This window comes from Microvirga terrae, from assembly GCF_013307435.2.
Classification (GTDB): domain Bacteria; phylum Pseudomonadota; class Alphaproteobacteria; order Rhizobiales; family Beijerinckiaceae; genus Microvirga; species Microvirga terrae.
The window spans coordinates 1,811,986-1,823,554 of sequence record NZ_CP102845.1 but is presented as its reverse complement, the minus strand read 5'-3'; the positions used below and the strand labels follow the sequence as shown (position 1 = coordinate 1,823,554).

11 protein-coding genes are annotated in these 11,569 nt (G+C 64.0%); 3 read left to right on the top strand and 8 right to left on the bottom strand.

Translation table 11 applies throughout. From position 1 onward, the window contains the following. Positions 1-167: 167 nt before the first annotated feature. Positions 168-926 (bottom strand): outer membrane protein, encoded by a 759-nt coding sequence (locus tag HPT29_RS08530; protein WP_173949513.1) that lies wholly within the window; start codon positions 924-926, stop codon positions 168-170. A gap of 726 nt (positions 927-1,652) precedes the next feature. Here HPT29_RS08530 and HPT29_RS08525 point away from each other — a divergent pair. Beyond that, positions 1,653-1,883, top strand: coding sequence for a hypothetical protein (locus HPT29_RS08525; protein ID WP_173949514.1), 231 nt, complete (start codon positions 1,653-1,655; stop codon positions 1,881-1,883). Between the two features lie 414 nt (positions 1,884-2,297). Here the strand turns inward: HPT29_RS08525 and HPT29_RS08520 are convergent, their stop codons facing one another. From HPT29_RS08520 to HPT29_RS08505, 4 genes are read right to left on the bottom strand one after another with little or no spacing between them, the layout of a single operon-like run. Then, the gene (locus HPT29_RS08520) at positions 2,298-2,972 is read right to left on the bottom strand and encodes an ABC-type transport auxiliary lipoprotein family protein (protein ID WP_259060522.1); all 675 of its coding nucleotides are present in this window, start codon (positions 2,970-2,972) and stop codon (positions 2,298-2,300) included. Between the two features lie 24 nt (positions 2,973-2,996). After that, positions 2,997-4,574 (bottom strand): MlaD family protein, encoded by a 1,578-nt coding sequence (locus HPT29_RS08515; RefSeq protein ID WP_247654508.1) that lies wholly within the window; start codon positions 4,572-4,574, stop codon positions 2,997-2,999. 8 nt (positions 4,575-4,582) lie between these two features. Further along, positions 4,583-5,386: an ABC transporter ATP-binding protein gene (locus HPT29_RS08510; protein ID WP_173949517.1), complete on the bottom strand. Its 804-nt coding sequence runs from the start codon at positions 5,384-5,386 to the stop codon at positions 4,583-4,585. 1 nt (position 5,387) lies between these two features. Further along, positions 5,388-6,536 carry an MlaE family lipid ABC transporter permease subunit gene (locus HPT29_RS08505; RefSeq protein ID WP_173949518.1) on the bottom strand — a complete coding sequence of 383 codons (1,149 nt, stop codon included), beginning with the start codon at positions 6,534-6,536 and terminating at the stop codon, positions 5,388-5,390. A gap of 80 nt (positions 6,537-6,616) precedes the next feature. Here HPT29_RS08505 and dgcA point away from each other — a divergent pair, with 80 nt between their 5' ends. Beyond that, the gene (gene dgcA / locus HPT29_RS08500) at positions 6,617-7,600 is read left to right on the top strand and encodes an N-acetyl-D-Glu racemase DgcA (RefSeq protein ID WP_173949519.1); all 984 of its coding nucleotides are present in this window, start codon (positions 6,617-6,619) and stop codon (positions 7,598-7,600) included. Here dgcA and HPT29_RS08495 read toward each other — a convergent pair. After that, positions 7,570-8,751: an MFS transporter gene (locus HPT29_RS08495; RefSeq protein WP_173949520.1), complete on the bottom strand. Its 1,182-nt coding sequence runs from the start codon at positions 8,749-8,751 to the stop codon at positions 7,570-7,572. The genes dgcA and HPT29_RS08495 overlap by 31 nt on opposite strands. Positions 8,752-8,909: 158 nt before the next feature. On the opposite strand from HPT29_RS08495, the gene HPT29_RS08490 reads away from it, so the two are divergent. Continuing rightward, the gene (locus tag HPT29_RS08490; protein ID WP_173949521.1) at positions 8,910-9,410 is read left to right on the top strand and encodes a hypothetical protein; all 501 of its coding nucleotides are present in this window, start codon (positions 8,910-8,912) and stop codon (positions 9,408-9,410) included. Positions 9,411-9,416: 6 nt separating this feature from the next. On the opposite strand, the gene HPT29_RS08485 is transcribed toward HPT29_RS08490, so the two are convergent. Further along, positions 9,417-10,424 carry a glycosyltransferase family 4 protein gene (locus HPT29_RS08485; RefSeq protein ID WP_173949522.1) on the bottom strand — a complete coding sequence of 336 codons (1,008 nt, stop codon included), beginning with the start codon at positions 10,422-10,424 and terminating at the stop codon, positions 9,417-9,419. Further along, the gene (locus HPT29_RS08480; RefSeq protein WP_173949523.1) at positions 10,424-11,236 is read right to left on the bottom strand and encodes a UDP-2,3-diacylglucosamine diphosphatase; all 813 of its coding nucleotides are present in this window, start codon (positions 11,234-11,236) and stop codon (positions 10,424-10,426) included. Before HPT29_RS08480 ends, HPT29_RS08485 begins: the two co-directional genes overlap by 1 nt. Positions 11,237-11,569 lie beyond the last annotated feature (333 nt).

Genomic DNA, 11,569 nt, shown 5'->3' with positions numbered 1-11,569 from the left:
GGCCGCGTTTCTGCTTTGCGGGCTCCAGGGCTTTTTTCGCGGCATCGCTGCGGCTCGACGAAAGCTTGTTGCCTATTTGGAGCTCGACCATGAGCCACGGGCTGTCGCGCCTTGCGGGATGGGAAGAGTATTCTCGGCCGTGTGAGACGTCCGACCCGACTGTGTTCTCAATTGAACGTGTAGCGGACGCCTACTCGCATCTCATGAGCGCCGATCGACTCCATCTCCAATCCGGCACCATTATCGAAGGCGCGGGTTTTCACGTCGCCCATGCTTACATAGCGGTAGCCAAGATCGAATGTGAAATTCGATGACAACTGGTATGCGACACCAGCCATTACTGCCCATGCCAGACTGAAGTTGTCGCCGCCAGCGATCGACCTTGAGGCGCCGATCCCTGTCTCCGGATCGTAGATCGTCAGCACCTGCTGAGAGAGAACGTTGTGTGCCACGCCAAGGCCGGCGCCGACGTAAGGCGTCAGGCCCATCACCGGCCTGAAATCCAGGTAGCCATTGGCCATGATAGTCGACGATTGGAACTGACCGGAATCCGCGAGTGTGGTCGTGCCGGATATCGGCCCTGGCACGACACCTTTGAAGCGAGCGTCGAAGGTGTGATCTAGCGTGACATCCGCCCGGACATTGGCATTGAAGCGATATCCGAGGCCGGTGCCGATGACTGCAGCGTGAGCCAACCTCTCGCGGCTGAGACCATGGATATCCGGTTGAACCGCGACGTCAGCCTCAGGATGTTTATAATCGGCGTAGCCGAGCGTCCCTCGCAGGTACAACCCGCGAGAGGATTCTCTGAAATCCCGCATTGTCGTCGGCGACGACACAAAGACGCGGGAAAGGTCTGCAGCCAAAGCAGCCGACCCGGCTGCGGCGAAAAGGCCAGTGAGGGCCGCGATCTTGATTATTTGCATAGAGGATCTTCTTCACACAGCGAGCCACACGTATTGCCGAGAGCCCTCGACAGCATTGTTATTGTGTGTCGTCGACGTAAAGAAAACGTTAAGCTTAAATTCTCGTGATGCTGGTTACGAGATGTGGAATTCATGCCCTACAATGCACGATCTCGCTGAAAGCTCTCACAATTGTAAGTCTGCCAGCTTGTCAGTTTGCGGTGCTGCTGACGCAATCTCAACGGTGAAAAGCTTACGGAGGCCCAAGTTCACGTGGCAAACACTGTCCTGGGCCATCAGGAACGATCCGTTTCCTTGCGGCTTGGCAATACCCAGTATGCAATTTCGCAAGATCTAACAGAGTTCTCGCTACGTAAGAGGCGCATGAGCACGCAGAGTGTCTATAAAGGAATATACACCTGACAACCTCCTTAAGCTTCTACAGAGAATAGTCTTTTCTTGGGCAGACGATCGTATCGCGCCATAAATATTCGTAATCGGGCGCATTCTTTGTAATGCTTGTTCCAAGATCGTCCGACGGGCGACCGGAGCAACTCCTACATTTCGGCAGTGCATCGATCACAATTCGCTATTTGTTTCGCGCTTGTAGAATGATAACAATATATCGTTATATCGCATAGACATGGCCCCGCGCATTGGTCTGGAGTCGTTTGAGACTGGGTCCACGTCCTTGCTTGAATCGCGACCGAAACGATGCATCAGCATTGGAGAAGGCCATGCGTATAGGTGACGCCGCATCTGGTACGCCCCGCAAAGCCCGGTCAACCTCTGCGCACGCCGCTCGATTCAGCGAAGCCGAGCAACGACGCGGAGTTCTTCCTGCTCGGGAACCTGGAGGTCAACGCCGACATGCAGCGCCGCTTCGCCGAGGGGACGGGCATTGTCGGACCTTTTGGGCATATCATCGACTTGAAGCCGGAGAGGACCAATGTCCGCAAGAAGATCGTCAAGCCCTAAGGTTTCCCTCATTGCCTGCGCAGGGCTCCTGCCCGTGCTCGCTCTTGGCGCATGTGCGGATTACATCAAGCACAGCGACACGATCACGGCATCCGCCGGTGATGCGATAGCCTACAACAAGGTCGTGCATATCGACGACCCATGGCCGCGCGTTGCATCGGACACCCGTATCAGCAGGAATGGCCAGCGGGTCGACAAGGTGACGAAGTCCTACATCAATGGCACCGCCGCTGCGGCTCCGACTTCGCTTTCCATCAGTCTCCCGACGTCGAATGCACCTTCTCCGGACGGTTCGCCTCCGGCACAATAGTTTGCACCACCTCGTGCAGTCCCAGACGAACGGTGAATAAATCACCCAAAAGGGCTCCAGGTCTCCGGAGCCCTTTTGGGTTTTGCACTTGGCGCGCAGGCCTGTCAGGTTGGAGCTTTGTCCCTGTCGGGCACCTGCGACTGGCTGCCCAGGTCACCCGGTTCCTCGCGCCGCGGCAGCGGACTGCCGCTCACCCAGCGCACGATGTCGAGCATCACGACCGACAGGGCTTCGTCGAGGGCACGGGCGGCATTCGGCGCGTCCACGGCGCTGGCCGGGACGCTGGCGCGGAAGATGCGGCCGTTGACGATGCGACCGTTCTGGTCGCTGACGATCTTCACGGATATTTCGGCCACGGCCAGGTTGTCCGGAGTGGCGATCTCGAACCGGCGCAGCTCCGAGATGAGCTGAACGTCCGCGACGGCGCCGCTGCTCGGTCTCGAGACGCCCCGGAGCTGCGAAGCGTTCTCGAACGTGTTGATCAGGCGGGTCTGGATCAGCCGCGGGAGATTATCCGCCCACTGCCCTCCCCCGATGAACGACACGGAGCCGCTCGCGTCCTTTACGAGGATCTGCTGGGTCGCAAGCGCTTGCAGAGCCGCGGGTTCGTTGACCAGGACCTGAACGCCAGCCGCGCCCCGGATTCGGGACGTCGGCGCCGACAGGTCGAACGTCGCCGGTGCCGGCCCTGACGAGCAGGCGCCGGTCAAGGCGGCCAGAACCAGCACCGGGGCAAGGTCCCGAAGCAGGCAGGCTCGATCTTTCAGGGGGGTTAACACGGAGGATCCACGCATACTGGTTACTTAGCGGCGTCCACTATACTCGGGGAGATTCGAACGGCCACCGAAAAGAAACTGCTGTGGATTACGCTCGATGCTCCGGACGGCGCGGCTGATGTCCCCCAGGGTGCGACGGCCCTCGACCGCCAGAGCCTCGTATTCCCGCAGTCCCGATTCCGTGAAGCGGTTGACGCCTCCGAGAATGCCCTGAATGCCTTCGGTCCGGGTGTTGAGGTCGTTGGCGAGGTCACGCACGGCCACGGCCGCCGAGCGGATCTCGTCGAAAGCTCCCTTCCCGGCCTCCCCGGACGCCGAGCCGAGGAACTTCTCGGCCCCGGCCAGAACGGCATCGATCTTGTCGGCGGACTTGTTGAGCTTTTCGGTGATCGAGCGCGCTTCCTGGATCGCCTTGTCGATATCGGGGCTGCGGCGGCTCAGGGTCTGGGTGAAGGTGTCGACGTTCTCGACCGTACGGCCAATCTTGGCCGGATCGACGGCCTTGGCGATCTCGGCGATCTCCGCCACGGCCGAATCGAGCTTCGGGGCAGTCTCGTTCAACCGGTCGATCAGGCTCGCAGCATCCTTGAGCGCCTCGCTCACGACCTGACGGTTCTCCCCGAGGGCAGCGGTGAAGTTGTCGACGTTCTCGACGATGCGGGAAACGCGCTGGCCGTCGATCGAATTGGCCACCTCTTCGACCTTGTCGACGGTGCGCCCGACCTTCGCCGGATCGATGGCTTTCGCGATATTCGAGATATCACCGACGGCGCTGTCGAGCTTCGGGGCGGTCTCGTTGAGACGGCCAACGAGGCTGTCCGCATTGCGCAAGGTGTTGGTGATTGCCTCCCGGCTCTCGCCCAGGGATTGGGAGAAGCCCTCGACGTTCTCGACGATGCGGGTCACGCGCTGCGGATCGACGGCACGCACCACCGCATCGACATTGGTCGCCAGCGTCTCAAGCTTCTCGGCCAGAGGCCCGACCTTTTCGGCCGCCTGTCCAATCTGGGCCAAGAAGCGGTCGATGCCCTCCGAGTTCTCGCCGAGTGCCTGGGAGAAGCGCTCCACGTTCTGGATCGTCCGGCTGATGGCACCCTCGTTGTCGGAGACGACCCGCCCCACCCGTTCGAGCACGTCATCGGCCCGGCGGGCGATGTTGCGCGCCGTTTCGATCAGATCCTGGAAGTCGGAGCGATCGGCGAAGATTGTCGGCATGGGCTGCCCGGGGCCGGCCACGAGCGGCGGGGCGCCTGGCTCGCCTCCGGACAGACCGACATTCGCCACTCCGGTCAGGCCCTGGTATTCCAGGCGGGCGCGGGTATCGGACCGGATCGGTGTGTTGCTGTTGACCGTGGCGATGGCGACCACGCGGCGGGGATCCTCCGGCAGAAGGTCGAGACTTGTCACATCGCCGACCCGCAGGCCGTTGAAGGACACGCTCGAGCCCTGCGAGAGTCCGGAGACGGAGCCGGAAAACACGATGCGGATGCTCTGGCGGGCCTGACCGCGCTCGCCACCAGAGAACCAGTAGATGAAGCCGAAGGCGGCTGCGATCACCGCCAGGGTGAAGAGGCCGATCAAGGCGTAGTTTGCACGCGTTTCCATCGTTACCCTTATGCGCCGCCGGCCATGACCGCGCGTGCCCGTTTCCCATGAAAATAAGAGCGAAGCCACGGGTGATCCGATTCCAGCATCACCTCGATGGGACCCTCCGCGAGAATTTTTCCCTCGCCGAGAGCCGCTATCCGGTCGCAGACCGAATAGAGACTGTCCAGGTCATGGGTTACCATGAATACGGTCAGGCCTAAAGTCCGCTGTAACGTCGCAATCAGGTCGTCGAACTCGCCGGCTCCGATGGGGTCGAGCCCCGAGGTCGGCTCGTCGAGGAAAACGATTTCGGGGTCGAGAGCCAGCGCCCTCGCCAGGGCGGCGCGCTTGATCATGCCGCCGGACAGCTCGGATGGCAGCTTGTCGGCCGCGTCGGGGTTCAACCCCACCATCTCGATCTTGAGCATGGCAAGCTCGTCGAGCAGGCGGTCCGACAGGTGCAGGTATTCCCGCATCGGAACCTGGATGTTCTGCTTCACGGTCAGGGCCGAGAACAGCGCGCCCTGCTGGAACAGGACGCCCCAGTGCCGCTCGAGCTGGCGGCGCTCCTCGGGAGACAGGTCGTCGAGGTTCTGACCCAGCACCTGGATGGTGCCCGCGCGCTTGGGCACGAGACCGAGGATGGCCCGCGTGAGGACCGACTTCCCCTGGCCCGAACCGCCGACGAAACCGAGGATCTCGCCGCGGTAGACGTCGAGATCGAGCCCTTTAAGGATCGTTCTCTCTCCGAAGCCGACCTCGACCCCGCGCACGCTGATGATCACGTCGCGGTTCTTGGTCAGGTCGGAAGGGCGCCGTTCGAGCATCATGTCAATAATTTATCGCTGCAAAGAACATGGCGAAGAGGCCATCGAGCACGATGACCATGAAGATGGCCTTCACCACGGAGGACGTCACGTGACGCCCCAGGGACTCGGCCGAGCCCTCGACCGCCAGGCCTTCCAGGGTGGCGATGATCCCGATCACCAGCGCCATGAAGGGAGCCTTGATCATGCCGACCAGGAAGGTGTTCAGGCTGACGGCGGCCCGGAGGCGGTTCAGGAAGATGTCCGGGCTGATGTCGCCATAGACCCAGGTGGTCAGGCCGCCGCCGACGAGCGCCGCGATCGACGCGATAAAGGTGAGGAGCGGAAGCCCGATCACCAGCGCCATGATTCGCGGCACGATGAGAACCTCGATGGGATCGAGCCCCATGACCCGCAGGGCGTCGATTTCCTCCCGCATCTTCATGGAACCGATCTCGGCCGTGAAGGCGGATCCGGAGCGGCCCGCAACCATGATCGAGGTCAGGAGGACGCCCAATTCACGCAGGACCAGGATGCCGATGAGGTCGATGACGAACGGGGTCGCGCCGAACTTCACGAGCTGGAAGATGCCCTGCTGCGAGACGATGCAGCCGACCAGGAACGAGATCAGCACGATGATCGGAACGCCCCGATAGGCGATCTGCTCCAGCTGATTGATGACCGCCGTGCCGCGGAAGCGGCGAGGATGGACGACCACGCGGATTAGCGCGGAGATGAGCTCGCCCAGGAACCCGACGCCGCCGACCATGTCCCGGCCGGCACCCGCGACGCTCTGACCGACATCCACGAGGAAGTCGACCATCCGGGAATGCCGGGGCTTCGAGGCGCCCTGGAAGTCACGGAAGGCCGCTTCGTCCAGCAGGATCTTCTGCTCCGGCGTGGCATTGGCGAAATCGACCTGCCCCTTGCCGGACAGCTCGTGCCGTGTGCGGTTGAGCGTCCAGGCGCCGAGGGTGTCGAGACGCTCGACGCCACTCAGATCAAGGGTAAGTGGGAAGGTTTCCGCGTCCGTTTCGATCTCCTGGACCAGGGATTCGATCGTCTGGGCATGGGGCGCCGTCCACGGACCGGAGAGTCGGACCGTCGTCTGCTCCCCGGCGCGGTCGATTGTGACTTCCGGCTTTCGAGCCAAGGTGCCCTGCGCCACGATCATCCCTTCGGCATTGATTCCGCTTGGTGATAGCGTGTCATTGCGCCACAAGTCGAGACGAAGTTAAGCCGAGAGTGAAGAGAATGCGCACCCTCACCGTTTCCATCGACCGTTTCCCCATCGCCGGAACATTCACGATCGCCCGCGGCTCCCGCACGGAAGCCGTGGTGGTTACCGCGACGATCTCCGAGAATGGGGCGGTCGGCCATGGGGAATGCGTGCCCTACCCCCGCTACGGTGAGACGGTCGAGGGTGTGGCGGCGGCCATCGAAGCCATCCGGCCGCAGATCGAGGCGGGACTGACCCGGGAGGCGCTGCAGGATCTCATGCCGCCCGGCGCGGCTCGCAACGCGGTCGATTGCGCTCTGTGGGACCTGGACGCGAAGCGCTCCGGAATCCGCGCCCACCTGACCGCCGGGCTGACCCGCTGGCCGCCCGCGACCACGGCCTACACGATCAGCCTCGGCACGCCGGACAGCATGGCGGAAGCCGCCGCCAGGGCGGCCGACCGGCCGATTCTCAAGGTGAAGTTCGGCGCCCCCGACGGCGATATCGACCGGATCAGGGCCGTCCGCCGGGCGGCGCCCCAGGCGACTCTGATCGCCGACGCCAACGAGGGCTGGACCGAGGAGAACCTGGAGCGCCACCTCGCGGCCTGTGCCGACGAGGGCTATGCCCTGGTGGAGCAGCCCCTCCCGGCCAAGGCCGACGGGCATCTCGGCCGAGTCTCGCGCCCCGTCCCGATCCTGGCCGACGAGAGCGTCCATGACCGGGCGAGCCTCGACCGGCTCATCGGCCTCTACGAGGTCGTCAACATCAAGCTCGACAAGACCGGCGGCCTGACCGAGGCCCTGGCGCTGGCCGATGCCGCGGAGGCCAGGGGCTTCTCGCTCATGATCGGCTGCATGGTCGGTACCTCGCTTGCCATGGCGCCAGCCCTGGTTCTCGCGCCGCGCGCCCGCTTCGTCGATCTCGACGGCCCTCTCCTCCTCGCGAAGGACCGGGAGCCGGGCCTGCGCTACGAGGGCAGCATCGTCTATCCGCCGGAGCCGGCTCTCTGGGGCTGATATTTCTGCAGGCGGACGACCACCAGCATCAGAACGAACCCGATGGCTCCCAAGGGGGCCATCGCGGCAAAGACTCCGGCGCCAGCCTCGCTGTAGATCATGCCGCTGACGATCGTGGAGGCCGCGATGGCAAGAGCCGTCAGGGAGCCGAAGACTCCCTGCGCCCGTCCCCTTGCCCGCACGGGGGCGAGCGCTGCAAGGGCCGCCATGGTGCCGATATGGGTGGCCGCGAAGGACAGGCTGTGCATGGTCTGCAGCACGACCGTGACCCCGACCCCCGGCTCCAGCGCCATGATGGTGAAGCGGATGACGGCGGCGGCCGACCCGAGCAGGATCAGTCCGACGCCCGAACTCCGCCCAACATGGCGACCCAGATAAAGGAAGACCAGGATCTCGGCGATCACTCCCGCGGCCCAGAAATAACCGATCACCTCGTCCGAGAAGCCGGCGGAGCGCCAGTAGATGCTGCCGAAGGCATTGAGCGCCCCGTGGCTCGCCTGAGTCACGGCCCCGGCGATCAGCACCAGCCACAGGATCCGGGAGAGCCGGGCCGGAGCGGTCTCGTGCGGCAGGTCGTTCGGACCCGCGGGTTCGGGAGCCTCCTTCGGAACGGCTAGGAGCGTGGCGGAGATCCCCAGAACCGGGATGAATGTCAGGGCGACGATCACGACCTCCGGCCCGAAGGCGCCCACGAGATATCCGCCCACGATGTTGGTGATGAAGAACGCGACGGAACCGGCTCCCCTGATCCGGCCGTAACTCAGGCCGGGATGCCGCTGGACCGCATTGGTCGAGACGAGGTCGTTGCCAGGGATGATGCAGGACTGGGCGACGGCGACGAGGGCCACCAGGACCATGATCGCGACGCTGCTGTCGACCAGCAGGAACAGCGGAAAGCCGACCAGCTGGCCGAGATGGCTGGCCAGAAGCAGGCGCCTTGCGCCGAACGACCGGTCCGCCAGGCTCAGGAGCGGCGCGGTCGCCAGGATCCGTACGATGATCGGGATGGCCACCACGAGTCCGATGACGGTCGGGGACAGCGCCTTGCTCTGCAGCCACAGGGGGAAGAACGGGAGATAGATTCCGTGACTGGTGAAGCTGGCGGCCTGCAATGCGCCCAGGCGGAGTTCGAGAGCTTTGAGCGGATGCATCAGGACAATGGTCTTCTGAGGTCTGTAAGCGGGGCGAAAGGAGCAAGAACGCGGTGCAAGACTACCCCTGAAGGCCTTGCAGGGGTTGAGCTTGCAGGCGGTTTGCGCACATCTGTTGGGGACAGGAATCAAACCCGGCCGAGATGGATTGCGCCACCATGCCCGATGAAGAGACCAACGTCACGTTCGGCGACCTGGATTTCGACACCATCGAAACGGCCGTCATGGAGACGGCACGCGGCCGCTGGTTCCTGAAGGAATTCGCCAGGCGCAACCGCCATGCGGACACGCAGGCCATCGTCGAGGCGCTGAGCCGTCTGAAGGAACAGCCGCTCGATCCGAGGGTCGCCGAGCCCTTCAGGGCCGTTCTCGAGAAGTTGGTCGCCCTGATCCGGCAGACCAAGGCGGAGGTCCGGTCCTTTCCGGCGCTCGACCCCGACGATCCCATGAACGGCCTCTCGGAGGCGGAACTCCAGGAAGCGGCCGAGCAGCGCATCCGGCGCCTGGTGTCGACCCTTCACGACGTGGAAAACGCCGTCCAGAGCCTGATCGATCACAGCCGCGTGGAGATCGATCGGACGGAAGTCACCCTGGAAGCCGGCCCTTTCGAGGGTGAGAAAGCCCAACATCTCCACCCGCACCCTGCCTTCCTGATGTAGAGGCAGCTAGTGATCGGAATGGGCTTTCTCGATATTGGAGAAGAACTGCCGGGCGCTTTCCTGCCAGGTGAAGGTCTCGCCATAGGCCCGACACCGCTCCCGCGGGATCGCGAGGGCCCCGAGTGCGGCCTCCCGCAGATCCGGTGAGAGAACGCCGCAGCCCGAGGCTCCGATCACGTCGAGCGGCCCGGTGACCGGAAAGGCCGCGATCGGCAGGCCGGACGCGAGGGCCTCGATCAGCACGATGCCGAACGTGTCGGTCAGGCTCGGGAACACGAAGACGTCCGAGGACGCATAGACCCGGGCCAGATCCTCGCCCGTCAGAGCCCCGAGGAACCGGGCTTCGGGATAGGTCCGTTCGAGCCCTGTGCGGGCCGGTCCGTCCCCGACGACGACCTTCGTGCCGGGCAGGTCGAGGCTCAGGAAGGCGTCGAGGTTCTTCTCCACCGCGACCCGCCCGACATAGAGGAAGATGGGCGCGGCCACGTCCAGGATCCGCTCGGTCCGGGGCCGGAACAGGCCGGTGTCGACGCCCCGCGTCCAGCGCATGATGTTCCTGAAGCCGCGCCCGGCCAGGTCCCGCTCCAGGGACGGCGTGCTGACCATCATGGCGCGGGCGGCCCCGTGGAAGCGCTTCAGAGCCCTGTAGGACCAGGCCTCCGGGATTCGGGTGCGGGCCGCGACATATTCCGGGAAGCGCGTGTGGTAGCTCGTGGTGAAAGCCCGCCCCTGGCGGGTGCAGGTCAGCCGGGTCGCAAGCCCGATGGGTCCTTCCGTGGCGATGTGGACATGGGTCGGCTGGACCTCTTCAAGAATTCCGGCGACGGATCCGGGCCTCACCAGCGAGAGCCGGATCTCCGGATAGGTCGGCATCGGGACGGAGCGGAAGCGCTCGGGCGTGAGGAACACGACCTCCGTGCCGAAGCGCGGCGCCTCCACGGCCATGTATTCCAGGGAGCGGACGACCCCGTTGATCTGGGGCCGCCAGGCGTCGGTTGCGATCAGAAGGCGCATCAGGCGGCCTTCTCGCTGATGACCGGGGCGGCAAGGCCCTCTACTCGGGTCACCTCCAGCTGGACCTCCGTCCATCGAATGAGCTGGAACGAGCCATCGTAATGCTCGACCACCGCCGTGCAGGACTCGACCCAGTCGCCCGTGTTCACGTAGGCGACCCCGAACTGATCATGCATGGTGGCATGGTGGATATGCCCGCAGATCACGCCGTCGGCCTGCTGCCGGTGGGCCTCTGCGGCGAGAAGCTCCTCGAACCGGCTGATGAAGTTCACCGCGTTCTTGACCCGCAGCTTGGCCCAGGACGACAGCGACCAGTAGGTCAGCCCGAGGCGCCGCCGGACCATATTGAGATACGTGTTGACGAAGAGCGCCGCCGAATAGGCTCCGTCTCCGAGGAGGGCCAGCCAGCGGGCATGCCTGACGACGAGATCGAACTGGTCGCCATGGATTACGAGGTAGCGCTTGCCGTCGGCAGCTTCGTGCACCGCGTAATCGGCCAGCTCGATCCCGCCCAGATTGACCCCGATATAGTCACGCAGGAACTCGTCGTGGTTGCCCGGAAGGTAGACGAGGCGCGCCCCTTTCCGGACCTTGCGCAGGAGCTTCTGGACCACGTCGTTATGGGCCTGCGGCCAGTACCAGCCGGATTTCAGCTTCCAGCCGTCGACGATGTCGCCGACGAGATAGATCGTGTCGGCGTCGTAGGTCTTGAGAAACTCCAGCAGGGCGTCCGCCTGGCACCCCTTCGTGCCGAGATGGAGGTCGGACAGGAACAACGTCCGTACGCGCAGAGCATTCACATCCTGAGCCATGGGCTTCTCCGGCGGGCTTGCTGGACGATAGCCAAACGGATTCCCGTCTCGTCCCCATGACGGTTTTCCTGCAGATTTGTGACGCCGGGCCGTGATGCCCTCGACGTCGTCACCGGACTTGTGCCGGTGATCTCGATCGTTTGGAACGCCGCGCTTTTCTGATCGGGATGGCCGGCACAGGGCCGGCCATGACGGGCGGAGGGTCGGATGGCGGAGGAGCGTGACGCTGCGGTGCCGGTGCGTGATCTGTGGTGATGTCAAAGTGCAGCACCTGTGGGCCCGCAGCCGTGGGGCTGCGAGCCTTCAGGATGATCGAGGGTGGCGCGAGTGGCG